General features: G+C 68.0%; 18 protein-coding genes and 1 tRNA gene. 9 read left to right on the forward strand and 10 right to left on the reverse strand.

The window, feature by feature from the left end; translation table 11 throughout:
- Positions 1 to 45: 45 nt before the first annotated feature.
- Both IE122_RS06400 and rpe read right to left on the reverse strand, forming a co-directional pair.
- Positions 46 to 1,935, reverse strand: coding sequence for a heparinase II/III family protein (locus IE122_RS06400; protein WP_189620294.1), 1,890 nt, complete (start codon positions 1,933 to 1,935; stop codon positions 46 to 48).
- Positions 1,936 to 1,968: 33 nt separating this feature from the next.
- Positions 1,969 to 2,631, reverse strand: coding sequence for a ribulose-phosphate 3-epimerase (gene rpe, locus IE122_RS06405; RefSeq protein ID WP_189620295.1), 663 nt, complete (start codon positions 2,629 to 2,631; stop codon positions 1,969 to 1,971).
- Between the two features lie 245 nt (positions 2,632 to 2,876).
- On the opposite strand from rpe, the gene IE122_RS06410 reads away from it, so the two are divergent.
- Positions 2,877 to 3,389 (forward strand): DUF2141 domain-containing protein, encoded by a 513-nt coding sequence (locus IE122_RS06410; protein WP_189620296.1) that lies wholly within the window; start codon positions 2,877 to 2,879, stop codon positions 3,387 to 3,389.
- Positions 3,390 to 3,395: 6 nt separating this feature from the next.
- On the opposite strand, the gene IE122_RS06415 is transcribed toward IE122_RS06410, so the two are convergent.
- From IE122_RS06415 to IE122_RS06425, 3 genes are read right to left on the reverse strand one after another with little or no spacing between them, the layout of a single operon-like run.
- Positions 3,396 to 4,148 (reverse strand): nucleotidyltransferase family protein, encoded by a 753-nt coding sequence (locus IE122_RS06415; protein ID WP_189620297.1) that lies wholly within the window; start codon positions 4,146 to 4,148, stop codon positions 3,396 to 3,398.
- Complete coding sequence (locus IE122_RS06420; protein WP_189620298.1) at positions 4,145 to 5,068, reverse strand: hypothetical protein; 924 nt, start codon at positions 5,066 to 5,068, stop codon at positions 4,145 to 4,147. The genes IE122_RS06415 and IE122_RS06420 overlap by 4 nt, the downstream gene beginning before the upstream one ends.
- The gene (locus IE122_RS06425; RefSeq protein WP_229813840.1) at positions 5,065 to 6,144 is read right to left on the reverse strand and encodes a diacylglycerol/lipid kinase family protein; all 1,080 of its coding nucleotides are present in this window, start codon (positions 6,142 to 6,144) and stop codon (positions 5,065 to 5,067) included. The genes IE122_RS06420 and IE122_RS06425 overlap by 4 nt, the downstream gene beginning before the upstream one ends.
- Before the next feature lie 127 nt (positions 6,145 to 6,271).
- Here IE122_RS06425 and IE122_RS06430 point away from each other — a divergent pair, with 127 nt between their 5' ends.
- Genes IE122_RS06430 through IE122_RS06445 form a run of 4 tightly spaced genes read left to right on the forward strand, consistent with a single transcriptional unit; the run spans position 6,272 to position 11,251 of the window.
- Positions 6,272 to 7,402 carry a hypothetical protein gene (locus IE122_RS06430; RefSeq protein ID WP_189620299.1) on the forward strand — a complete coding sequence of 377 codons (1,131 nt, stop codon included), beginning with the start codon at positions 6,272 to 6,274 and terminating at the stop codon, positions 7,400 to 7,402.
- The gene (locus IE122_RS06435) at positions 7,399 to 8,589 is read left to right on the forward strand and encodes a CDP-glycerol glycerophosphotransferase family protein (protein WP_189620300.1); all 1,191 of its coding nucleotides are present in this window, start codon (positions 7,399 to 7,401) and stop codon (positions 8,587 to 8,589) included. Before IE122_RS06430 ends, IE122_RS06435 begins: the two co-directional genes overlap by 4 nt.
- A 45-nt stretch (positions 8,590 to 8,634) precedes the next feature.
- Complete coding sequence (locus tag IE122_RS06440) at positions 8,635 to 10,002, forward strand: lipopolysaccharide biosynthesis protein (RefSeq protein ID WP_189620301.1); 1,368 nt, start codon at positions 8,635 to 8,637, stop codon at positions 10,000 to 10,002.
- 19 nt (positions 10,003 to 10,021) lie between these two features.
- The gene (locus IE122_RS06445; protein ID WP_189620302.1) at positions 10,022 to 11,251 is read left to right on the forward strand and encodes a M20 metallopeptidase family protein; all 1,230 of its coding nucleotides are present in this window, start codon (positions 10,022 to 10,024) and stop codon (positions 11,249 to 11,251) included.
- A 123-nt stretch (positions 11,252 to 11,374) separates the two neighbouring features.
- On the opposite strand, the gene IE122_RS06450 is transcribed toward IE122_RS06445, so the two are convergent.
- Positions 11,375 to 16,168, reverse strand: coding sequence for an NAD-glutamate dehydrogenase domain-containing protein (locus IE122_RS06450; protein ID WP_189620303.1), 4,794 nt, complete (start codon positions 16,166 to 16,168; stop codon positions 11,375 to 11,377).
- A 354-nt stretch (positions 16,169 to 16,522) separates the two neighbouring features.
- On the opposite strand from IE122_RS06450, the gene IE122_RS18340 reads away from it, so the two are divergent.
- Complete coding sequence (locus tag IE122_RS18340) at positions 16,523 to 16,897, forward strand: excalibur calcium-binding domain-containing protein (protein WP_229813842.1); 375 nt, start codon at positions 16,523 to 16,525, stop codon at positions 16,895 to 16,897.
- A gap of 17 nt (positions 16,898 to 16,914) precedes the next feature.
- On the opposite strand, the gene IE122_RS06460 is transcribed toward IE122_RS18340, so the two are convergent.
- Positions 16,915 to 16,991 (reverse strand) — tRNA-Arg (locus tag IE122_RS06460).
- Between the two features lie 110 nt (positions 16,992 to 17,101).
- Between IE122_RS06460 and IE122_RS06465 the strand changes: the two genes are divergently transcribed.
- From IE122_RS06465 to IE122_RS06475, 3 genes are read left to right on the forward strand one after another with little or no spacing between them, the layout of a single operon-like run.
- On the forward strand, positions 17,102 to 17,974 hold the full coding sequence (locus tag IE122_RS06465) for a queuosine precursor transporter (protein ID WP_189620533.1): 873 nt from the start codon (positions 17,102 to 17,104) through the stop codon (positions 17,972 to 17,974).
- Between the two features lie 35 nt (positions 17,975 to 18,009).
- Positions 18,010 to 19,098, forward strand: coding sequence for a DNA replication/repair protein RecF (gene recF, locus IE122_RS06470; protein WP_189620304.1), 1,089 nt, complete (start codon positions 18,010 to 18,012; stop codon positions 19,096 to 19,098).
- 45 nt (positions 19,099 to 19,143) lie between these two features.
- Positions 19,144 to 19,863, forward strand: a complete 720-nt coding sequence (locus tag IE122_RS06475) for a fumarylacetoacetate hydrolase family protein (RefSeq protein WP_189620305.1) — start codon at positions 19,144 to 19,146, stop codon at positions 19,861 to 19,863.
- Here IE122_RS06475 and astA read toward each other — a convergent pair.
- From astA to astD, 3 genes are read right to left on the reverse strand one after another with little or no spacing between them, the layout of a single operon-like run.
- Entirely contained in the window at positions 19,848 to 20,867 is a 1,020-nt protein-coding gene (astA, locus tag IE122_RS06480; protein WP_189620306.1) for an arginine N-succinyltransferase, read from the reverse strand. The two genes, IE122_RS06475 and astA, sit on opposite strands and share 16 nt — an antisense overlap.
- Positions 20,864 to 22,069, reverse strand: a complete 1,206-nt coding sequence (locus IE122_RS06485; protein ID WP_189620307.1) for a hydrolase — start codon at positions 22,067 to 22,069, stop codon at positions 20,864 to 20,866. Before IE122_RS06485 ends, astA begins: the two co-directional genes overlap by 4 nt.
- A complete protein-coding gene (gene astD / locus IE122_RS06490) occupies positions 22,066 to 23,487 on the reverse strand; it encodes a succinylglutamate-semialdehyde dehydrogenase (RefSeq protein WP_189620308.1) in 1,422 nt (473 codons plus the stop codon). Before astD ends, IE122_RS06485 begins: the two co-directional genes overlap by 4 nt.
- Positions 23,488 to 23,545 lie beyond the last annotated feature (58 nt).

Here is a 23,545-nt window from a genome sequence, read left to right on the forward strand (position 1 = left end):
CAGGCAATATGGGGGTGAGCGCGGAGACAATCGCAGCCCGCCCGCTCACCCCATCTTCTTGATCAGCCACCCGAAGTTGCCGCCCCCACGAGAGACCATGCCCTGGATCACCAGTTGCTGGCTCGCTTGCGGGCGACCCTGGCCATCGACCCACAGCGAATCTTCCAGCGCAAGGTCGCCCTCGCCGGTCAGGCGCATTTGCCAGTAGCTGCCGTCCGGCAGCGCGATGCCCGCCCCCTGGCCGTCTTCGCCAAGCCGGACTTCGGCTTCGGGGGCAAGGTGGAAGCGGATGGCGAAGCCGATGCGGCCGTGGCGGGTCTTGCGGCCCTTGGGGATCAGCAGATCTTCGCCGCGCAGTTCGGTGCCGTCATCGCGCAGGATCAGGATGCGCTGGTGAGTCAGGCCATAGCGCGCGGCATAGCCGTTGTGGCTGGCTTCGAGCCGGGTGGCGCTGCTGCCGTTCTCGTTCTGCAGCGTCTTGCGGTCCACTGCGACTTCAGTGACGCCCGAGCCGATCTTGCCGTTGATGAGGATCGCGGTGGAATTGGCATCGTCCAGCGTGAGGGTGGAGTGCGCGGCGGTGGCGCGCAGGCCCTGTTCGAGCCGCACGGGAACCAGCCCGCCGCCCGCCGCCGCGCCGCCGCAGTTGACGATCAGGCGGTGGCCGGCGTGGCTCATCTCGAAGGCCAGCGTGGAAGCGCAACCAAACCGGGCGTGGCGTGGCATCGGCGGCGGCGCGGCATCGAACTGCAGGATGGTCTTGCGCGCCAGCACCCGCTGGTAGCCCCACTGGCGAACATCGCGCAGCGGCCGGGTGCGCACGCCGCTGGCGGCGATCAGCGCGGCGATATCGGCGGCATCTACGGCCCAGGCCCCTTGCCACGAACCCAGCGAGCCATCGCCATGGGTGAGAGCCAGCACCGGCGGAACGAGCATCGCCAGCACCTGCTCCACCGCTTCGGGAGCATCGCGGCGGGTAGCCTTGTAGCAATCGCGCAGCCGCACCAGCAGCGCGATCGCCTCCATCTGCGCCAGCGGGCTGCGCGACAGGACGCCGCCATCGTCGCCCATCAGTTCGCCGAGTGCATTGATCAGGCCGGCTTCGCCGAACAGCCGGCGCGGATGGCCGTCGGCCAGCAGCAGGCCGGCGGCGACGATGCCGCACCAGCCCGCCACTTCCGCCAGATGATCCTCCGCCCGGGTCACGTGGCGGTCAAGCCAGCGCGCGGTCTGGGCAATGGCGGCCAGCGTGCGCGAGCGCAGCGCCTTGTCGCCCGACAGCACCAGCGGGGCGAAGGCCAGCCAGTTCATCAGCCGCGCGCCGGTGCAGCCCACGCTCCACGCCGGTCCCTTGCCGGGGCGCGAGGGCGGCGCGGCATTGGCGGCTAGCCAGGCGGAGAGGATGCGCTCGGCCACCGGTGCGCCCTGCTCGCGCGCGGTGCACGCTTCCAGGTCTGCCAGCCAGGCGAAGCTGTGCACCACCCGTTCGAGCGGCGGGGTCACCCGCGCGGCACCGGCGAAATCGATCTGCGCGATCGGCGTCTTGGCCCCGTGGACCAGGAAATGCCCGGCGCGCAGCGCGACACCGGCGGCGCGGTTGCCCGGCACGGTATTGGTCACGGTGGCCAGAACGCGGTTCTTTGGTTTGCGGCCGACCGGGGCGCTCAGCATCGATCCGGGGATGCCGACCTTGTAGGCGAAGCGGATCAGCCGTTCGCCGGCCCCCAGTGACGGGGGCGAGAAATCGACGAGCGCGAGCGCGCGGCCCGGCTCTATCAGTTCGCCCGGCCGCTCGATCGGCTTGGGGGCCGCCTTATGCTTCACCACAGCCTCCTCGGGCGCGGGGGTCAGGGGGACCGCCCGCTGTGCCGTTGCGGCACCGACGGTGCGTTCGTCCGCCGCAGCGTCGGGCAAGGTGCCCGCAGGCCGGGTCATGCTCGCTGCCCCTGGCCGCCGGGCGCCCATCGGTCAGGCCAGTCCCTTGAGCGTGCGGATATTGCCCGCGTATTGTCCCGGCCCGCCCCGGAACGTGGCGGACCCCGCCACCAGCACATCGGCCCCGGCCGATACGCAGAGCGGCGCGGTGTTCGCATCCACGCCGCCATCCACTTCCAGCCGGATGTCCCGGCCCGACTTGTCGATCATCTTGCGGACCGCCTCGATCTTGCGCAACTGGCTGGAGATGAAGCTCTGCCCGCCGAAGCCGGGGTTCACGCTCATCACCAGGACGAGGTCGATATCGTCGATCAGGTAATCCAGCATCTTCGCCGGAGTTCCCGGATTGAGCGAGATGCCTGCCTGCTTGCCCAGGTTTTTGATGGTCTGCACGGTGCGGTGGATGTGCGGCCCTGCTTCGGGGTGAACGGTAATCACGTCGGCTCCCGCATCGGCGAACGCTTCGAGATAGAGATCGATCGGCGATATCATCAGGTGAACGTCGAAGCACTTGGCCGTGTGCGGGCGCAGCGCCTTCACCACGGCGGGCCCGATTGTGATGTTGGGCACGAAGTGGCCGTCCATCACGTCGATATGGATCCAGTCGGCCCCGGCGGCATCGACTGCGGCCACTTCCTCCCCCAGCCGGGCGAAATCGGCGGACAGGATGGACGGCGAAATCAGGGGCACGGTCATGAGGGGGATGGAACTCCTTTGGGGAAACGATAAGGCACCACATCTTGAGGCGACAAGCGCGCAGACGGGCGTTTTCCACACGCTATGTGGTAGATCGGCATGCCAGCGTTGCGGATGCGGGCGAAACGTCGCCTGGCTACCCTTGATTAACGCAAAGGTCGCTGCAAATTCACAGGCTATTCACGGCGATAGCCCTATCGCGGCGGAATGCTTCAGGTTCGATGAAAAGGAAGGATACGATTTCGATGGTTTATCGCGCCGCCCTGAAAACCCGGGCAGTGAAAACCGGAGCCGTCGGCGTTCTGGCTCTGGCGTTCGCGCTGCCGGCTGCGGCAGCGGGGCAGTACCGCAACGAAATCCGCAACGATATGAGCGAATGCCGCGCCGGATCGGGGCCGGCGCTGCTGGTGACCGTCGATGGGGTGAAGTCGTCGGCCGGCACCCTGCGTGTCCAGTCCTATCGCGCCAATGCGGCCGAATGGCTGGTCAAGGGCAAGTGGCTGCATCGTATCGAGGTTCCGGCCCGCGCCGGGACGATGACGTTCTGCCTGCCGATGCCGGCCCCCGGCACTTACGGCGTCGCGGTCCGGCATGACGAGAACGGCAACGGCAAGACCGATATCTCGTCCGATGGCGGCGCGATGTCGAACAACCCGTCGCTCAACATCTTCAATCTGGGCAAGCCCAGCTACAGCAAGGTCGGCGTGGCGGTGGGGCAGGACGTCAAGCCGATCCGCATCCACATGCGGTACATGTAAGCCGGATCAGCGCCCGGCCAACAAGCGCCGGGCATCCTCCAGATCAGAGGGCTTGTCGACATCGACGGCCGCCAGCCCATCGTCGGCGGCGACAGGGCGGGCAACGATGCCGATCCCGCCCCCCAGGCGATCGAGCGCCGCCGCCAGCGACAGCCGGCCCAGCAGGAACGCCAGCAGCATTCCCGGCCCGAGCCGGGCGGCGATCCGCCAGGGCTTCTTGCGGTTGGCCTCGACCATCGACCAGGTGTCGAGTGCGGCGCGGGCCGCCGGGGTGCGTAGCAGGAACAGGTTGCAGCCCGACCACGCGCCGTCGGCCAGCCGCAGGTAGGTGCGGCGGCTCCCGGGCATCGCCGCCTCGATCGCCTCGCGTCGGGCGAGGAGGACGCTGACATCGGTGCCGCCGGGCGTATCGCGCAGGAACTGGGCAATCCATTCGGGACGCAGCAGCGCATGGTCGCTGGTGGTGACCAGCAGTGGCGCGCCGAGCCGTTGGAAGGCGGCGGCGACACTGGCGCTGGGGCCCTGTTCGGCCGGTATCACCGTGCAATCGAGCCGCTGCGCCAGCGCGATGACTGCGGGATCGCTGGCGACCACGGCGACCGGCGACAGCCCGGCTTCGCGCACCGCGCCGACCACGCGCGCCAGCATGGGCTGGCCGTTCACATCGACCAGCGCCTTGTGGCTGACGCCTTGGGCATGGGCCACCGGATCGGGCGCGCCGGGCCGCGATCCGGCCAGGATCAGCGCGGCCGGGGTCATGCGGCAGACCGGGCGGCGGCGCGGCGGGCGCGCCACAGCCGCCACAGCACGCCGGGGGCCGCCAGCACCGGATGGCGTTCACGCCAGGGCGTCAGCGCAACGACGATGCCGGTGTGGCGCTCGATCTTCCAGGCGGCATAGCGCGCCGCCCCCTCGAACGTGGTCGATGCCTTGAGCAGGCGCGTGACGTTGAGCGGCTTGCCCATCCGGCGGCGCGCGCGCCACCAGCGTAGCAGGGCGAGGCGCTGCGTGGCCGGCAGGTGCGGGCGAATCACACTGTCCGCGCCGCGCGCGAAATCGATGCCCTGCGCCAGCAGAGCCAGTGGCAGCAGCCCGTCGAAGTGATCGCGGTTGGCGGACAGGATCGAATCCTCGCGGCCCGCCTTCTCCACCCGGAATTCGGCCGCATACGTCGCGCGGAACAGCGCACGCCAGTAATCCTCGGGCGTGCCGGCTTGCGGGCCCAGTGCCACGGCAAGCCGGGCGGCGGTGGCGGCGCATTGCGAGACCGCTGTCACCACGCTGGCGGCGGCGGCATCATCGGCCTGCCAGGCCAGAGCCGCGGGCTGGACGAAGCGGGCCCAGATCGTCGTGTCGAGCCGGTCTCCACGGGCGGCGGCGGCAAAGGTGGTCAAGTTCATCGTGGCAACCTTGGCGCGCAGCGGCACGCCCTGCCATTCCCATTCATGATAGCTGACGCGCGGCCAGATCCGCTCTTCGCGCGTGTCCGTGGTCAGGATGTAGAAATCCAGCACCCCTTCAAGCGATCCGGTGCGCAAGTTGGAGCCGTAGAACAGTGCCGCAGCCACGGGCCGGGCATCGCTGCGGTGGGTCGCCAGGTGAGCGGCAAAGGCGCGCACCGGAGCGGTCACGGACCGCGCCAGCGCGGCCGCGACGCGCCCTTCCAGATCGGTGGTCACGGGACCACGAAGGTCAGCAGCGGTCCTTCATCGATGATGTAATGGCCGGCCGGAAAACTTTCGCCATCAAGGACGAAGGTGCCATCCAGATCCATCTCCACTTCGCTGGCATGCACGCGGTGGAGCCCGGCGCGCTTGAGCAGGCGTCCGTAGATGCCGAAGATCACCAGCGGCAGCAGCGCCACCACCCAGCGCACCGGCGCATCGATTAGGGCCAGTTTGAGGCCGGGGGCCACGTCGCGGCCGAACGGGCGCGCGCCGAGCGGGAAGCGTTCGAAGGTGGTGGCGATGGTGAGATAGCGCTCATCGCGCGCGGCGCGGCGCGAACGGGGCAGGTCCTGCCGGGTCTGGCGATCCGTCAGCCGGGTGCGGGTGGCCTTGCGCCAGGGATTGCGGCTGCCGCCGAACAGCGCCTGGATGATGCCCCACAGCACCGTCACGCCGACGGCGAGGCTGTTGAACGCGCCACGGCGATGCGCTTCCTGGCCCACTTGCGTGGCGTGGCTGTAAACGCCGGTGCCCATGATGAAACCCTGGATCGCCATCGCGGTGTCATCCGAACGGCGGATGCGCAGCGGGCGGCGGGTCAGGGTATCGCCGGAGCGCACCGCAGCCATCGCGTCGGTCAGCGTCCAGTCGGTCGGCAGGCCCAGATCGACCGCCAGCGCGTTGGTCTTGCCCTTGGGCAGGACGATCAGCGTCGGCCACGCCTCGTCAAAAATTTCCGCGCCGCACGAAAGCACATCGCGGACCGTGCCGTCGCCGCCATCGACCACCAGATAATCGATCCCGCGCTGGGCGAAACCGGCGAGTTCCCGATGCAGTTCCTCGCGCGATTTGGGCGTGCGGGTGAGGATGTTGGAGCAATCCTCCATCTCCGCAGGGACGCCTTTGTTGCGATGGCTGCGCGGATTGCGGATGATTCCGACGAGCGCGACTGCCGGCCCGGCATTGGCCGCACGCCGCCGTCGCGCGCTTTCCTGCGCGACCTGCTTGCCCAGCGCGGGCAGCGCTTCGAATTCGTAGATCGTACCGTGCACGCCGCCTTCCATAGAGGCGAGGCGCGGAAAAATCATCAGAAAAGGACGCGTATCATACAATTGTTACATTTTAGGGAAGCTGCGGGTTTCCGGTTTTGGTGGTCTTGCCTCCCGCGCGTGATGCGATTGAGTTAACCGCAACGTAGCGGTATGGCGCGGCGGCATGAAGATCGCATTCCTGTTCATTGCCGAAGCCTATCAGACCTATCACGGTGCGTCGGTTGCCATGGAGCTGGCGCAGCGCAGCGGCTGGGATGTCACCGCCTACTATCACGATCCCGCCACCCCGGCCGAGATCGAGCGCATACGGCAGGCCTTCGGTTTTCAACCGCTGGATTGCCGGCCGATGCGCCAACGGCTGCGCACGCGCCTGCTGAAGCGGGCCCTGGGACGATTCAGCCTGTTCAAGAAAACCGTCATGCGGGACAATGTGGCGGAGCTTAACGGGTATGACGCCATCGTCGCTCAGGAAAACAGCGGTATCGCACTGCGCGATCTGGGCGTCGATCGACCGCTGATGATCTATCTCCCGCATGGCTTCGGCGATCGCGCAGTCTCGTTCCTCCCGCGCATTGCAAGGTTCGATTTCGTCACTTTGGCGGGCCCCAAGACCGAGCGGCGGATGCTGGAAAAGGGGCTCATCCGCCCAGGCCATTACGCGCTGACCGGCGTGGTGAAGCTGGAAGTCGCGGCGCGGCTGGGTGGACGCTGGGCGGCACCTCTCGACATGCGGCTGCCAACCGTTCTCTACAATCCGCACCGCGAGCCCAAGCTGACCTCGTGGCACCGCTTCCTCAACCCGTTGCTGCGCGGGTTCGACGAGGACCGTTCGATGAACCTCATCGTCGCGCCCCACATCAAGATGTACAACCGCCGCACCGAGCGCGAGCGTGCGGCGTTGCGCGCGCGCAGTACCGCCAATGTCCTGTGCGATCCGGGCTCCAGGGAATCGGTGGACGGTACGTATCCGGCCGTCGCCCGGATCTATGTCGGCGATATCAGCAGCCAGGTTTACGACTTTCTCGACCGGCCGCGCCCGTGCGTGTTTCTGAACGCGCACGGCATCGACTGGCGCGATGATCCACATTTCGCCAACTGGCACTTGGGCGAAGTGGTGGATGATCCCGCGCAAGTGATGGATGCGATCCGCGCCGCGCCCGAACGCCACGCGCTCTATCGCGAACGGCAGGAGCGTATGATCGCCGATACGCTGGGCGATACCAGCCCGGGTGCCAGCGCGCGCTGCGCCGAGGCAATCATGGCTTTTGTGCGCCGGTCGGTCTCGCGCCCGTGAACCGGGCCCCCCCTTTCCGGGTCGCGTTCCTGTTCAATCACGAGGCAGTGCATCAGGTGCGGCATACCGCGCCGGTCGCGGCAAGGCTGGCGCGGTATGCCGGTCTGGAAGTGGCGATCCTGTCATCGAGCGCGGCGCAGGACCGCGAAGCGCGCGCCATCGTCGGCGAAAATGAGGGGAACGGCCCGGTCCGGTTCAGGATGCTGACCCCGGGGCCGATTGCCCGGGCTGCCGGGCCGCTGCTCTCGTTGGCGGGCCCGTTCCGGCGCATCGCCGTACTGCTGCACAATCGGCACCACCTTGCCGGCTACGATGCCATCGTGGTTCCCGAAACGACGACGATGCTCCTGCGCGACGCGATGGGGGTAAAGACGCCCAAACTGATCTGGATTCCGCATGGTGCCGGGGATCGTTCGGTCGGCTTTCGCCGTATCGCTGCCCGGTTCGATCTGGTGCTGGTGGCGGGGCCCAAAGTGCGCGAGCGCATGATCGCGGAAGGGGGGGTGGAGCCGGAGCGGTGCCGGATCGTCGGCTATCCCAAGTTTGATACCCTGGACCCGTCAAGTCCCGGTCCGCCATTGTTCGCCAACGGCCGGCCGACGGTGGTGTACAATCCGCACTTCGATCCGCGCCTGTCCTCGTGGTTTGAAATGGGCGAGGCGGTGCTGGACTGGTTTGCGGGACAGGATCGCTTCAATCTGGTGTTCGCGCCGCATGTCATGCTGTTTCGCCGGCGCATCCATGCTTCGGTCGAACATCGCCTGCTGCGCTGGCGCGGCGCGGTTGCGGCGCGGTTTCGCGATCATCCCGCGATGCTGATCGATACCGGCAGCGCGCGGTCGACCGACATGACCTATACCCGTTCAGCCGACATCTATCTCGGCGATGCCAGCAGCCAGATCTATGAATGGATCGCCCGCCCGCGTCCGGCGATCTTCCTCAACCCGCGTCGGATCGATTGGCACGATGATCCCAATTTCGCCCATTGGCAGCTCGGGCCGGTCGTCAGCGACATTGCTGGGATGGCCCATGCGCTGGACGCTGCGCAGGCCAGCCCTGACGGCTATGCCGCGCGGCAGGCCGAGGCGTTTGCCCGCACCTTCAGCGTCGAGAGTGTGCCTGCTGCCGAGCGCGCCGCGCGGGCGCTGGTCGATCTGCTGGAGGCGGGCTGTGCGCCGGCCCGGTGAAGGTATGGCTTGTAATGTCTCCTGCGCTCGGCCAAGTGCCGTGCGATGCCTGACGATCCGGACGTGACCGCACCCCCCGAAAAATCCGCGATCAGCCGCATCTTCATCAATGTCGCGTGGCTGATGGGGGGCAAGGGGTTCGCGGCAATCTGCAGCGTCATCTACCTCGCGCTCATGGCGCGTGGTCTGGGCGTCAAGGGTTTCGGCCACTTCTCGCTGATCGCGGGCACCGGCCAGGCGCTCAGTGCCATCGCCGGCTTCCAGACCTGGCGGGTCGTCGTGCGCTATGGCGTCGAATACGTTCATCACGCGCAATGGGACAAGTTCGGCCGCCTGGTAGCGATCTGCGCGATCATGGATGTCGTCGGCGCCATCGGCACATGCGCGCTGGCGGCGATCCTGATCTATGGCTTCGCCGATGCGCTGGACCTCAACCCGGCCTACATCGATCTGGCGTTCTACTATTGCGTCGCCTCGGCGTGGACGCTGAACTCGGCGATGACGGGCGTTCTGCGCACGCTTGACCGGTTCGAGGCGATCGCCATCCTGGAAGCGATCCCGCTGTTCGGACGACTGGTCGCCGCGCTGATCGTATGGTGGATCGGCCCGACAGTGGCGGGCTTCCTGATCGGCTGGGCCCTCGCATCGCTGATCGGCGCGGCGCTGTTCTGGGTCGAAGCCTGGCGTCGCGCACCGCAGGCGCTGACGCTGGCGAACCTCGTCGGCTGGCGGTGTGGACTGCAGGAAAATCCGGGCATCTGGCGCTTCCTGTGGGTGACCTATTCGGGCTCCACGATCGATGCGGCGACCAAGCAGGGGCCGCTGCTGGCGGTCGGTGCGCTGGCGGGAACCCGGTCGGCGGGCCTGTTCCGCATGGCCAGCCAGCTCGCGCAATCGCTCAGCAAGCTTTCGACCACCATTACCCGCGCGGTCTACCCCGAACTGGCGCGGGCGCGGGTGACCGCCGATTTCGTCGATTTCCGCCGCCTGGCGATCCGGCTCAGCCTGATGGCGGGCGGGGCGGGTCTGGTCGTCGTGCTCGTCGCCTTGCTGTTCGGCCGCCAGATACTGGGGCTGATCGGCGGAGACGGGTTCGGCAATGGCGCTGCGGTGCTGGTGCCGCTGACCATCGCGGCAAGCTTCGATCTCGCCAGCCTGGCTTTCGAACCGGTGCTGCACTCGACCGGCCATGCCCGCCTGTCGCTGGCCGCGCGGATCGCCGCCGTCGTCGTGCTGGGGATCGGCCTGTTCGCGCTGGCCGGCCATGGCGCTACCGGTGCGGCATGGGCGGTCATGATCTCGGGGCTCGTCTGCTATGTGATGATGGGCGCGATGGCGCTGTGGGCGCTACGCCACAAGGTGCCGGTCGCTCCGGATGACATCCTCGAACAAGGTCTCTCGACTGGCGAATAGGAACGGGTATGGTGCGCGGATGCTTCAGAACCCCGATCGCTTGCTCGACGAGGCGCGCACACTCGCCGCCGACATCGTCGCGCTGCGCCGTGCCATCCATGCCGAGCCGGAGCTGGGGCTGCATACCCCGCTGACGCGCGACAAGATTCGCGCGGCGCTGGCCGGGCTGCCGCTGGAATGGGTTGAAGGGCCGTCGACCACCGGGCTGGTCGCTACCTTGCGCGGCGGGGCCGGTGCGGGTCCCTGCGTGCTGCTGCGCGGCGATATGGACGCGCTGCCGATGCCGGAAGAAACCGGGCTGGAATTCGCCTCGGCCGTGCCCGGCGTGATGCACGCCTGCGGCCACGATGCGCATGTGGCGATGCTGGCCGGCGCGGCGCGGCTGTTGTGCGCGCGGGCGGAAAGCCTGGCCGGCGAAGTGCGCTTCATGTTCCAGCCGGGCGAGGAAGGCCACCACGGCGCGCGCTTCATGCTGGACGATGGGCTGCTGGGCGGTGGGGATAGCGGCATCGCCCTGCCCGACGCCGCGTTTGCGCTGCATGTCATGCCTAACGCCCCGCACGGCCTGATCGGCGGGCGCGAAGGCGCGCTGCTGGCGGCGGCGGACCAGATCGGCATCGTCGTCTCCGGGCGCGGTGGCCATGCGTCGATGCCGCACGATACGCTCGATCCGGTGCCGGTGGCCTGCGAGATCGTCAGCGCGCTGCAGGCGCTGGTGGCGCGGCGCTACAGCGTGTTCGATCCGGTCGTCGTCACTATCGCGAAGATCGAGGCCGGCACCACCCACAACGTCATCCCCGACAGCGCGCGGCTGACCGGCACCATGCGCACCCTGTCGCCTGCGAACCGCGCCCGGTTGCAGGCCGACATCACCCGGCTGGCGGAGGGCATCGCCGCCGCGCACGGGATGGCGGCGGAGGTCACCATCCTCGAAGGCTTCCCGCCCACCTTGTGTGATGGCCGCGCGGTTACTTTCGGGGAGCAGGTTGCGCGCGATCTCTATGGCCCGCAGGCCTTCCTGCGCCTGCCTGATCCGATCATGGGTGCCGAAGACTTCGCCTATGTGCTGGAGAAAGTGCCCGGCGCGATGTTCTTCCTCGGCGTCGCGCACGAAGGCGCAGACTGGCAGCACTGTTGCGGCATCCATTCGACCAGGATGATGGTCGACGAAACGGTGCTGCCGCAAGGGGCCGCCTATCTCGCCCGGCTGGCCGAAGCGTTCCTCGCGCAGGGCGGCTGGGAGCGGTAGAACGCTTGCGGGAAGGCATCGCCCCCGTTCGTATGTCGATTGCGCTCGATACGAACGGGAGAATGGCTTGCCCACTCCCCCCAAATCGTTTTTCCCGGGCCAGCAGAGGACGCCCCCGCCGGCCTACCGGCCCAGCAGGTTGCGGGCCTGCCCGGCCAGTTGCGCCAGCATCGCGGCGGTGGTCGGCACCGCCGTTTCGGCGCGGGCCACGGTCATGCGATAGGCGCGGATCGCCTGCGAGTGTTCGCGCATCCACGTTTCGCAGGCGGCGGACAGATCGGCGCGGCCATCCTTGGTGGCCGCGAGACCGGCCAGGAAGTCCAGCCGCATCTGCTGGAAATCGCGCGCGAGGCCGGCGACCAGCAAGCGTTCCCATGGGTCGGACGGGTTCATGATGGCCGCCGTGGACTGTGCCCAGTCCAGCCCCAGCCCGGCACCCAGCCGGGTGAACGCGGCGACCAGATCGAGCGGGGCGATCCGCGTCTGATCGGCCAGCGCCGCCACCCCGACCGCGCCGTCAAGGTCGAACAGCCGCAGGACATCGTCCAGTGCATCGGCCGGTGCGCCCAGCGCGGCCAGCCGGTCGCGCATCGCCTGGCCCTGCGCCACCGTAACCTCGCCCAGGACGTCAGGCGGGATGTCGGACAGTGCCGCCATGCCCTTTGTCAGCCGCGCGAGCAAAGCCGATGGCGTCTGCTCTCCCGCGCCGGCACGCAGCAGGTCGGCCATGTGGCCGCGTGTGGCGATGGCGAGCCGCTCGAACAGGGCCAGACGCGCCTGTTCGGGCATCGGTTCCGTTTCCAGCCGCGTCCAGGTCGCTTCCAGGCCCAGCAGTTCCTCGGCCAGGACGAAGGCTGCGGCGACCTGGGACAACGACGCGCCTTCCTCCTCCGCCAGCTCGAACGGATGGACGATACCCAGCCGGTTGACGATGCGGTTGGCGAGCTTGGTGGCGATGATTTCTCCGGCCAGCCGGTGCTCGCGGATCGGCCGGGCGAATTTGGCACGCATCGGTTCCGGGAAAGCGGCCATCAGCATCGGCACCATCACCGGATCACCCGCCAGGCGGCTCTGCTCGATCGCGTCCTGCAGCATCAGCTTGGCGCTGGACAGCAGCACCGCCAGCTCGGGCCGGGTCAGCCCGCGCCCGTCGAGCGCGCGGCGCTGGAGGACGTCGTTGTCGGCCAAGCCTTCGGTGCGCCGATCCAGGCCGCCGCGTTCTTCCAGCAGTTCGGTCAGCCGCATGTGTGCGGGCAGCGCTTCGGCACCGCCGCGTTCGGCGATGGACAGGGCCAGCGCCTGCAGCCGGTTATCCTCCAGCACCAGCGCCGCCACTTCGTCGGTCATCTCACGCAGCAGGGTGACGCGGCGCGCTTCGGACAGCTTGCCTGCGCGCTTCGCCGCCGCCAGCGCGATCTTGATGTTGACCTCGTTGTCCGAACAATCGACGCCGGCCGAATTGTCGATGAAGTCGGTGTTGATCCGGCCGCCGCGCCCGCCATCGCCCTTGAGCGCGAATTCGATGCGCCCGGCCTGCGTCACGCCCAGGTTCGCACCTTCGCCGATGACACGCGCGCCGACTTCGTTGGCGCTGACCCGCAGCGCGTCGTTGGCGGGATCGCCTACGGCGGCGTTGTTCTCGCCCGATGCCTTGACGTAAGTGCCGATGCCGCCGAACCACAGCAGGTCCACCTTGGCCCACAGGATCGCCGATATCAGCGAATCCGGGTCCACTTCGGGTACCTGGAAGGCCAAGGCGTCGCGCACTTCCTGGCTGAGCGGGATGGATTTCATGGTGCGCGGGAACACACCGCCGCCCTGGCTGATCAGGGTGCGATCGTAATCGTCCCAGCTTGAAACCGGCAGATCGAAAAGCCGCTTGCGTTCGGCCCAGCCGGTTTCGGGATCGGGGTCGGGATCGAGGAAGATGTGCCGGTGATCGAAAGCGGCGACCAGCCGGATGGCGCGGGACAGCAGCATGCCGTTGCCGAAGACGTCGCCAGACATATCGCCCACGCCGACCACGCGGACGGGATCGCTCTGCACGTCCACGCCCATTTCGGCGAAGTGGCGGCGCACCGAAAGCCAGGCACCGCGCGCGGTGATGCCCATCGCCTTGTGATCGTAGCCGTTGGAGCCGCCGCTGGCGAAAGCATCGTCGAGCCAGAAATCGGCGCTCTGGGCGATCCGGTTGGCAACGTCGGAGAACCGCGCGGTGCCCTTGTCTGCGGCGACGACGAAATAGGGGTCTTCACCGTCGCGGGCGATCACATCGGCGGGATGGACGACCATGCCTTCAACGATGTTGTCGGTGACCGAAAGCAGGGTCGAGATGAACACTTCGTAGGCCGCCTGCCCTTCCGCTGCCCAGCCGGCGCGGTCCAGCGCCGGGTCCGGCAGTTGCTTGGGGTAGAAGCCGCCCTTGGCCCCGGCGGGAACGATGACCGCGTTCTTGACCTTCTGCGCCTTCATCAGGCCGAGGATCTCGGTGCGGAAGTCGTCGCGCCGGTCCGACCAGCGGATCCCGCCGCGCGCGATCGGGCCCGAGCGCAAGTGAATGCCTTCAAGCCGTCGCGAATAGACGAAGATCTCGCGCCATGGCACCGGCTTGGGCAAGCCGGGCACGGCAGCGGAATCGATCTTGAAGGCCAGCGCCACCTGCCCGGCGGGGGCAAAGGCGTTCGTGCGCAACACTGCGCGGACCACGGCCAGATAGAGCCGCAGGATGCGATCGTCGTTGATCGCGCTGACGGCGGCGAGCGCGGTGCGGATCGCGTCTTCCGCCTGCTTCGCCGCGCCGTCGCGGCTGCCCTTGAATGCGGGATCGTGCAGCGCGCGGAACAGGTCGATCAGCCCCAGCGTGACCGCAGGTGCGGCATGCAGGGCATCGACCACCGTGGTCAGCCCGATGTTCATCCCGCCCTGGCGCATATAGCGATACCAGGCGCGCAACCAGTTGGTTTCCCGCTTGGACAGGCCGTGCCCGGTGACAAGGCGGTTGAACGGATCGTTCTCACTCCCCCCGTTAAGGACGCCGCACAGCGAATCCTCGATCATCGGGGCCAGCTTCAACACATCGGCGGCGTCCCGTCCGGCGGGCAGGTCCAGGGTGAAATCGTGGATGGTGCCGATCCGCCCGCCATCCAGCGGGGTCGGCATCTCGCCCAGCACGTGGAAACCGAAATTTTCCAGCGCCGGCACTGCATCGGACAGCGGCAGGCTGCCTTCGGCTTGGTATATCTTGAGCTGCAGCCGCCCGTCGCACGCCCCGTCGCGGCAATAGAGCCGGGCGTCGCGGTGCCCGGCCGGGCGCTCGCCGCCGCTGCCTTCACCGGTGACAACCTTGCGCATGTGGGCAATGTCGATCGCTGCTTCGGCGGCTCCGTAATCGCTGCGGTATGCCATCGGGAAGGCATCGGCGAAGCGCGCTGCCATCGCCGCCGCGCGGCTGACGTCGCCCTGCGCCGCCAGTGCGGCTTCCACCGCTTCGGGCCAGCCGCGCAGCATCTGCTGCAACCGCTGGTCAAGATCGGCTTCGTCCGGCGTATGCAGGCCATCGCGGATGTCGAGCGTGAAGCGCAGCATCGCGAGGTTGCCGGCTTCCACCTGCAAGCTCCAGTCCAGCGTGGCGGCGCTGGCGCTTTCCTCCACCATCGCCTGCACCCGCCGCCGCAACTGAGTGGAAAGCATGTCGCGCGGCAGCCAGACAAACGCCACCAGATGGCGCAGCAACGGAGCGCGCGCCAGCATCAGGCGGGGGCGCGGTCGATCGACCAGCCCGGTCATCGCCGTGGCCAGTCGAACCACGTCCTCCTCGTCGAGCCCCAGCACCAGATCGTGCGGCAGGCTGGTCATCGCATGGGCCAGCGCCTTGCCGGTGTGGCCGTTGGGATCGAACCCCAGCCGCGTGCCCATCGCCGCAAGCTGCCAGCGCATGCGCGGCACCCGATCGGGGGCCGCGGCCAGCGCGGCGCTGGTCCAGATGCCGGCGTGGACCGACAGCGCAGTGACGGTGCCGTCAGCGATCACCGGCACCAGCAGCAGATCCAGCGGGACCCGGCGGTGGACGGTGGCGATGCGGTTGGCCTTGACGATCAGCGGGCTGCGCACCTGTCCGCGCTTCATCTGCGCGTCGAAGGCGGCGAAGGCGCGAGCATAGCTCTCGTCCGAAAGGATGCCCTTGTCGCCGCGCTTGCAGATGCCCAGCACATCGGAATGGCGGCCACCGCGCGAGCGGGTGACATGCCCCAGTTGAGTCAGCATGCCGCCGGCGAACCAGCGCAGCAGTTCCGCGCCTTCGGCATCGGCATTGCGATCGGCATCGCGGTTCATCGTCGCGACCATGCGCTGCCAGTCGCTGACCGCCAGCCGCACGTCCTCCAGCGTGTTTTCGAGCAACCGCAGCAGATCGCGCCGGCCACGCGAATCGACGCGATCGGTCTCGATGTAGATCATCGATTCGCGCAAGGTGCCGTCAGTGCGCTCGGCGGGCAGGGCGATCAGCCGGCCCTTGGCATCACGGCGCACGGCCAGCACCGGATGCGCCAGCCGGTCGATCACCAGCCCGCGCGAAGCGATCGCGGCGGCGACCGAATCGACCAGGAACGGCATGTCGTCGTTGACGATGGCGATGCGCAGGAACCGCCGCTCCTCCGCCGCCGAAGCCAGCGCGATCGCCGGTTCGCCGACCGTGCGCTGCGCCGCCGCCTCGATCAGGAAGCGCCCCGCCTCGTCGATCCAGCTCTCGCTCGCGCCGGCGGCCGAATGGCTGGCCCCGGCCCCGCGCGCGGTCGCCTCGCCGGGCAACAGGCTGTCGCGGATGCCGGCGGCAATCGCCTGCTCCAGCCGCGCCCCTTTGCCGCCGCGCGGGGTGCCGGGGCCGCCCTTGTCGTGCAGGGTCAGGTCGATCGCGCTCATTTCGCTCTCCGCAATGACCACGCCGGACGAGGGTGCGACCCGGGTGGAAGTCCCCGCGCTTCTGCGGCGCGATCTGGTCTTTTGGGTCATACCGGTTCCTGCCTCTCGATCCTGCCTTACCGTCCCATCCGGACAATGCCGGAGGCCGGGTTTATAATTGGGCAACGCAGTCAGGCTTGGCGGGTTTCGGCCAAAGCTCCGGTCGCGCTGGCTTGCCGATGTTGGGCGTTGCGTAAAAAAGCGCAAGGCATTTTTGAAGCATATTGCGTCGAATTGATATATTATTTCGCGGGTTCTGTGTCGTCGGGCGGTCCTTTTGGGGAATCATTAACCGCCCGGCCGTAGTGAGACAGGATGGCTGGCAAACCGCATCTGCATCTCGTGAAGAAGCGCAACCGGATCACCGTTTCTCCCGGTCGGCCGGTTGGAAAGCACCCGTCCATTGCCCGCTTCATCCTTGGGGCGGCCATTGCAGGAGGCATCGCCGGCGTCGCCAGCGTTGCACTCAGCGAGGATAACACGGCCGAAATGTCCAACAGCATGCCATCAGCGGCGTTTGCCGCCGGGGTTACCCGCGCGAATCAGCCACCTCCGGGCGCGTTTTACCGCAACTGCGAAGCGGCTCGTGCGGCCGGCGTTGCCCCGCTCTATGCCGGTGAACCTGGTTATCGTGGAGGGATGGATGCGGACGGGGACGGCATAGCGTGCGAGCCATATCGCGGGTGGTAAAACAACGCGCGCGTCTTTGGCGCGCCCGGCAGGGTTCGAACCTGCGGCCCCAAGCTTAGAAGGCTCGTGCTCTATCCAGCTGAGCTACGGGCGCGCGCGGGGATCGCCATAGCGTGGTTCTTGGCCGGCGCAAACCGTGCGTGCGTGGACGTCCCCGGCAACTTCGCGCTATGCGGCGGCGATGCTGCGGGTTACCGGTGGGCGATGCAGCAATCCTCCTCTTCCCCGGCCTCGGCTTCGCTGGCCCGGCTTGACGGCCGGTCGGGCGCGCGCCGGCACTTCCGGCTGTTCGATTATGCGATGGTCGCGTTCGTCGCGATCCTGCTGCTGTCGAACCTGATCGGTGCGGCCAAGCTATCGTGGATCGACGTATCGGGCGCGGTCAGCGCGACGCCGTGGCTGCCTTGGCACTGGCTGGTGAACGATAGCGGGAAGATGCTGTTCGGAGCGGGCATCCTGTTCTTCCCGGTCAGCTATGTGCTGGGCGACGTGCTGACCGAGGTTTACGGCTATGCCAACGCCCGCCGGTGCGTGTGGGCCGGGTTCTTCGCGCTGATCTTCATGGCGTTCATGAGCTTCGTGGTGGTCGCCATGCCGTCTGCCGCCGAATGGGGCTGCGCGCAGAGCGGCGATCCCGCTTATGCCGGGCTGGTCAAGGCGAGCAGCGCGGGGGCGGTCTGCCAGTCCACGTATGTCTCGGTGTTCGGCAGCACCTGGCGGATCGTGCTGGCATCGCTGCTGGCGTTCTGGGCGGGCGAATTCGTCAATTCCTTCGTGCTCGCGCGCATGAAAGTGATGACTGAGGGCCGCTTCCTGTGGATGCGCACGATCGGATCGACGGTGTTCGGCGAAGGCGTGGATAGTTTGATCTTTTACCCCGTCGCCTTCCTCGGCACCTGGGAGACGCATTCGGTGGTGGTGGTGATGGTCACCAACTGGGCGCTCAAAGTGACATGGGAAGTGGTGCTGACGCCGGTGACCTATGCCGTCGTCGGCTTCCTCAAGCGCCACGAAGGGGTCGATGTGTTCGATGACAACACCGACTTCTCGCCGTTCGCCAAGGCCCCGGTGGCCTGATCCGGCGCTGATCTGCCCCTCCTGTTGCCCGTGCCATGCTTGACCGCCTGATCCTTTCGCGTTTTCGCAACCATGCAGAGACGCTGCTGGACGGGACCGCGCGCTTCAACCTGCTGGTGGGAGAGAACGGGGCCGGCAAGACCAACGTGCTCGAAGCAATCAGCCTGCTGGCGCCCGGGCGGGGGTTGCGGCGGGCGGCGCTGGCCGACATGCCGGGGCAGGCGTTCGACGGCGGCTTCGCCGTCAGCGCGGCGCTGGCCGGGCAGGGCGATGCGGTGCGGATCGGCACGGCGGTTTCGCCGGAACGGCCGGGGCGCCGCGTGGTCCAGGTCAACGGGGCCGAATGCCCGGCGGTGCGGCTGGCAGAGTGGCTGTCGATCGGCTGGCTGACCCCCGCCATGGACCGGCTGTTCACCGACAGCGCCGGTGCGCGCCGACGGTTCCTCGATCGGCTGGTGCTGGCGCTGCGCCCCGATCACGCCGCCCATGCCGCGCGGCTGGAAACGGCACTGCGCGAGCGCAACCGGCTGCTGGCGGCGGACGAGGCCCCAGACCCCAGCTGGCTTGAAGCCATCGAGACGCAACTGGCGGCGACCGGCGCACTGGTGGCGCAAGGCCGCGCCGCGTTGGTCGATGCGCTGGGACGGGATCTGGCGGCGCTGCCGGATGGCCCGTTCGCCCGGCCGGCGCTGGCCTATGCTCCGGGCGGGCCGGTGGACGAAGCGGCCCTGGCGGCGGCCCTCCGCGACAGCCGCCCGCGTGACCGGGCGGCGCAGCGCACGCTGGTCGGCCCGCACCGCGACGAACTGGTGGTGACCATGGCGGGCAAGGACCAGCCGGCGGCCGAATGCTCGACCGGGGAACAGAAGGCGATGCTGATCGCGATCGTGCTGGCGCATTCGGCGATGCTTGAACGTGAAGGCGAAGCCAGGCCACGCCTGCTGTTGCTGGACGAAGTGGCCGCGCACCTTGATCCCGTTCGCCGCGAGGCATTGTTCGAGCGGCTGCGGCATGGCAGCGCGCAAGTCTGGCTCACCGGCACTGAAACCGCGCCATTTTCCGCGATCCTGCAGGAGGCTGCGGTGTGGGAAGTCAGCGGCGGCGTGGTCCGGGCGTGGACGTGATGCGCCTCTCCTGTCACCCGATGCAGATCGAAGGGAGCTGGGATCATGGATAGCGAGTTTGTAATCCCCGCCCCGCCGCGCGTTTCCATACCGATCGCCGGAGAACGACGGCGCTTTCCGGTGAACCGCATCTTCTGTGTCGGACGCAACTACGCCGATCACGCGCGCGAGATGGGCAGCGATCCCGATCGTGAGCCGCCGTTCGTCTTCCTCAAATCCCCGGAAGCGATCATCGCCGACGGTGGGCCGCTGGCTTATCCGCCGCAGACCGCCAACCTGCATTTCGAAGTGGAGCTGGTGGTGGCGATCGGCAGCGGCGGCGCGGATATCGCGGCCGGGGCGGCGCTGGATCATGTGTTCGGCTATGCGGTCGGCCTCGACATGACGCGGCGCGATTTGCAGGACGTTGCCAAAGAGGGGCGGAGGCCGTGGGATCTGGCCAAGAACTTTGCCGGGGCCGCGCCGATCGGCGAACTGGTGCGCGCCGCGCGCCATCCTGCGGCAGGTGACGCCATCACCCTGGAGGTCGATGGCACCGTGAAGCAATCGGGCGTGATCGGGGCGATGATCTGGTCCGTGCCCGAAATCATCGCCGCGCTATCGGCATACCAGCCGCTGCATGCCGGCGATCTCATCTTTACCGGCACCCCGGCCGGGGTCGGCGCGGTGGGCGTGGGCGCGGCGATGACCGCACGGGTTGCCGGGCTGCCGACGCTGACATGCGCGGTTGTCCCTTGCGGCCTGACCCGTCAAAGCGGCGCGTAAGTCAGCGTATCGCCCTGCTTCACGCCCAGCAGCGCGGCGGCAGCCGGGTCGATCGTCACCCCGCCATCGACCGTGTCGATATGCGCAAGGCAGGCGCGGAAGCCGGCAAGCTGGCCGGTGGCGGCCAGGTGCGTGGCCTCGGCATCGGGTGCCTTGACGATGGCGGCGACCGGGACCGTCCGGGCGTCCTGCACGGTGCGGATGCGATCGGTATCGACCGACATCGTCGGGCCGCCATCGAAGATGTCGATGTAGTTCTGGAAGGCGAACCCTTCGTTCTCCAGCATCCGCATCGCCGGGCGGCCGGAAAAGTGCGGCTTGCCCATTACCTGCCTTGCGGCCTCGGGCAGCAGCGCGGTGTAGATCGGGTGCTTGGGCATCAGATCGGCGATGAACTGGTTGCCCTTGCGGGCGTTGAACTCGTCCGCCTCGCGGAAGGTCATGTCGAAGAAGCGGCCCGCCAGCCCGTCCCAGAACGGCGAATTGCCGGCATCGTCGATCGCGCCGCGCAGTTCGGCCAGCGTCTTGTCGGCAAAGCGGCTGCGGTGTTCCTTGATGAACAGGTAGCGGCTGCGGGCCAGCAGCTTGCCGACCCCGGCGGACCTTTCGGTCGCGTCGAGGAACAGCCCGCCCACTTCGCTTGATCCGTCGAGATCGGTGCACAAGGTGAGCAGTTCGGCGCGGAAGGTGCGGTCCAGTTCCTTGGAATACTGGGTGATCCGCCCGATCCGGTAGGAATAGAACGGCAGGATGGTGCCGACCTGGCTCATGATCTGGCAGGTGCCGCGCACCCGGCCGGTTTCGGTATCCTCCAGGATGAACAGGAACAGATCGTCGCCCAGCGCCCCGGTGTCCTTGGCGAAGCTGGCGGCGGTGCGCTCCAGTTTGCCGCGCAGCGTCGGCTTGTCGGGCGGCAGGTTGGTAAAACCGCCGCCTGTGCCCTTGGCCATCCGGTACAGCGCTTCAAGGTCCTTGATGCGGGCGGTGCGCAGGAGAAAGGTCATGCTGACAGGTTCTGCCTTTCGAGGCGGTGCATCACAAGGGCTGTCAGCCGGGCGCGGGCATCGAGCGAGGATGCCAGAAGAAATTCGTCCGGCGAATGGATCGCCCCGCCCAGCGCCCCCATCGTATCAAGCACCGGGATGCCGCAAGCGGCGATGTTGTTGCCGTCGCACACGCCGCCGGTGTCCTTCCAGTGCATCGGCTGGCCCAGATCATCGGCAGCTTTGCGAGCGAGGCCGAACAGCGCCTTGGTGCCGGGCGTGATCGGCTTGGGCGGGCGCGAGACATGGCCGTGGAGGTGGATGGTCACCTCATGCGCGGCGCTGACCGCCGCAATGGCTTCGGTGACCATGGCTTGCGCGGTTTCGGCCAGTTCGGGCGTCGCGGGACGCAAGTTGAAGTGCAGGATCGCAAGGTCCGGCACGGTGTTGTTCGGCGCACCGCCTTCGATCCTTGCCGGGTTGACCGACAGACCTGCGCGCCGCCCTGCGGCCAGCCGCAACCCCAGGTCGGCAGCGGCGAGCAGCGCGTTGCGGCCGTCCTCCGGATTGCGCCCGGCGTGGGCGGACCGGCCGCGCACGACTGCGGCATAGTTGCCCGATCCCGGCCGCGCCCGCGCCATTGCGCCATCGGGCAGGGCAGGCTCATACGTCAGCGCCGCCAGCTTTCCTTGCGCCAGCGACGCGATCAGCGCGGCGGAAGACAGCGAGCCAGTCTCCTCGTCGCTGTTGATCATCACATCGTAGCCGAGCGCCGGCTGCGACTGCTCATAAGCCAGCAGCCCCGCCAGCATCAGCGCCAGGCCGCCCTTCATATCGGCGGTGCCGGGGCCGTGCAGGGTATCGGCATCGGGCCAGTCGCAGGTCTGGAAAGGATGGTCGGCGGCATAGACGGTATCCATGTGCCCGGTCAGCAGCACCCTTCGCGGCGCATGCGGGCGGACCGACACTACCAGGTGTCGGCCGTGGCCGACGGGCCGGAGCGTGCCTTCGCGATCCACCTTCTCGATCGGCGCGGGATCGACCAGCCGCACCTCTCCGGGCAGCGCCGCGAAAGCGTCGGCGAGCCGCCCCGCCATGTCGGCCAGCCCGGCCAGGTTGGCGGTGCCGCTGTTGACGGCGGCCCATTCGAGCGTGTGACCAAGGATCGGCGCGCGATCGATCGGATCGACGAGCGCCTGCTCTTCAGGCGAGAGCGCGGTCACGGCCGCAGCATGCCGTCAAGCGCTGCGGCGTTGCCGGCGGCGCTGGATGCTTCGAAGCTGGCGACCGGATAGGCGCAATAGTCAGCCGCATAATAGGCGCTTGGCCTATGGTTGCCGCTATCGCCGAGGCCGCCGAACGGCATCGATCCGGCGGCACCGGTAGTCGGCCGGTTGCGATTGATGACGCCTGCGCGGCATTCCCGCGCAAACCGGCCCCACAGCGCGTCGTCTGCGCTGACCAGCCCGGCGGAAAGGCCGAAGCGCGTGGCGTTGGCATCTGCCAGCGCGGCATCGAAATCGGGGACGTAGCGGACTTGCAGGATCGGCGCGAATATCTCCGCATCGGGCGCGGCGAGGCCGCTGACGTCGATCATCGCCGGGGTAACGAAGGCGGCGCCGCGTCCCTCGATCCCCGAGAACGGCAGGATGACCCGCGCCCCGCCTTCGACCAGCGCGGCATAGCGCTGGTGCGCCTGCGCGGCGGCGGCATCGCCGATCAGCGGGCCGATCCACGGCGCGGGGCTTTCGTTCCACGCGCCGATAGTGATGCGCGCCGCAAGGTCGGCCACGGCCTGAACCAGCGCCGGACCGAAACCCTCGGCCGGGACGATCAGCCGCCGCGCACAGGAACAGCGCTGGCCGGTGGTGATGAAGGCGGACTGGAGGACGATCGCCGCCGCTTCATCGAGATCGTCGGCATCCCAGGCCACCAGCGGGTTGTTGCCGCCCAGTTCAAGGGCAAGGATGACGTGCGGGCGATCGGCGAACAGCCGGCGGAAATGTGCGCCGGCACCTGCCGATCCGGTGAACAGCAGCCCGTCGATATCGCCTTCGACCATCGCTTCGCCGGTGGTCCGGCCACCCTGGACAAGCTGAAAGACATGCGCGGGCAGCCCGGCCGCGTCCCAGCAGGCGACCATCGCCGCCCCGACTGCCGGGGTCAGTTCCGATGGCTTGAACACCACCGTGTTGCCCGCCAGCAGCGCTGGAACGATGTGGCCGTTCGGCAGGTGTCCGGGGAAATTGTATGGCCCCAGCACGACCATCACCCCGTGCGGGCGATGCCGCAGCACCGCTTCGCCGAACGGCATCACGCTGTGCTTCTCGCCTGCGCGTTCCGCCTGCGCGGCTATGGAAATGCCGACCTTGCCGATCATCGAGGCCACTTCGCCGCGCGCTTCCCACAACGCCTTGCCGGTTTCGCGGGCGATCACTTCGGCAATCGCCTCGCGCCGGTCTTCCAGCGCGGCGCGGAAGCGCTCGACCGCCGCGACCCGTTCCGCCACCGGCGTGGCGGCCCAGCGCGGAAAGGCGGCGCGGGCACAGGCGAGGGCGGCGCTGACCTCCTCGCGCGTCGCCTCGGCCCCTTCCCAGACGATTTCGCCGGTGGCCGGATCGGTGGATCGAAGCGTGGTCATAGGCGGTCCCCCGCGAGTCGGTGTTGTTTATTTGTTTCGCGTCATTGAAATATAGGAA

Source organism: Novosphingobium colocasiae (assembly GCF_014652555.1).
Classification (GTDB): Bacteria; Pseudomonadota; Alphaproteobacteria; order Sphingomonadales; family Sphingomonadaceae; genus Novosphingobium; species Novosphingobium colocasiae.

Coding starts and splice junctions, on each gene's coding strand:
- recF (WP_189620304.1), top strand. CDS start 18,010: ATGCTTGACCGCCTGATCCTTTCGCGTTTTCGCAACCATGCAGAGACG.
- IE122_RS06400 (WP_189620294.1), bottom strand. CDS start 1,935: ATGACCCGGCCTGCGGGCACCTTGCCCGACGCTGCGGCGGACGAACGC.
- IE122_RS06410 (WP_189620296.1), top strand. CDS start 2,877: ATGGTTTATCGCGCCGCCCTGAAAACCCGGGCAGTGAAAACCGGAGCC.
- IE122_RS06465 (WP_189620533.1), top strand. CDS start 17,102: ATGCAGCAATCCTCCTCTTCCCCGGCCTCGGCTTCGCTGGCCCGGCTT.
- IE122_RS06440 (WP_189620301.1), top strand. CDS start 8,635: ATGCCTGACGATCCGGACGTGACCGCACCCCCCGAAAAATCCGCGATC.
- rpe (WP_189620295.1), bottom strand. CDS start 2,631: ATGACCGTGCCCCTGATTTCGCCGTCCATCCTGTCCGCCGATTTCGCC.
- IE122_RS06425 (WP_229813840.1), bottom strand. CDS start 6,144: ATGATTTTTCCGCGCCTCGCCTCTATGGAAGGCGGCGTGCACGGTACG.
- IE122_RS06450 (WP_189620303.1), bottom strand. CDS start 16,168: ATGAGCGCGATCGACCTGACCCTGCACGACAAGGGCGGCCCCGGCACC.
- astA (WP_189620306.1), bottom strand. CDS start 20,867: ATGACCTTTCTCCTGCGCACCGCCCGCATCAAGGACCTTGAAGCGCTG.
- IE122_RS06475 (WP_189620305.1), top strand. CDS start 19,144: ATGGATAGCGAGTTTGTAATCCCCGCCCCGCCGCGCGTTTCCATACCG.
- IE122_RS18340 (WP_229813842.1), top strand. CDS start 16,523: ATGGCTGGCAAACCGCATCTGCATCTCGTGAAGAAGCGCAACCGGATC.
- IE122_RS06430 (WP_189620299.1), top strand. CDS start 6,272: ATGAAGATCGCATTCCTGTTCATTGCCGAAGCCTATCAGACCTATCAC.
- IE122_RS06445 (WP_189620302.1), top strand. CDS start 10,022: ATGCTTCAGAACCCCGATCGCTTGCTCGACGAGGCGCGCACACTCGCC.
- IE122_RS06415 (WP_189620297.1), bottom strand. CDS start 4,148: ATGACCCCGGCCGCGCTGATCCTGGCCGGATCGCGGCCCGGCGCGCCC.
- astD (WP_189620308.1), bottom strand. CDS start 23,487: ATGACCACGCTTCGATCCACCGATCCGGCCACCGGCGAAATCGTCTGG.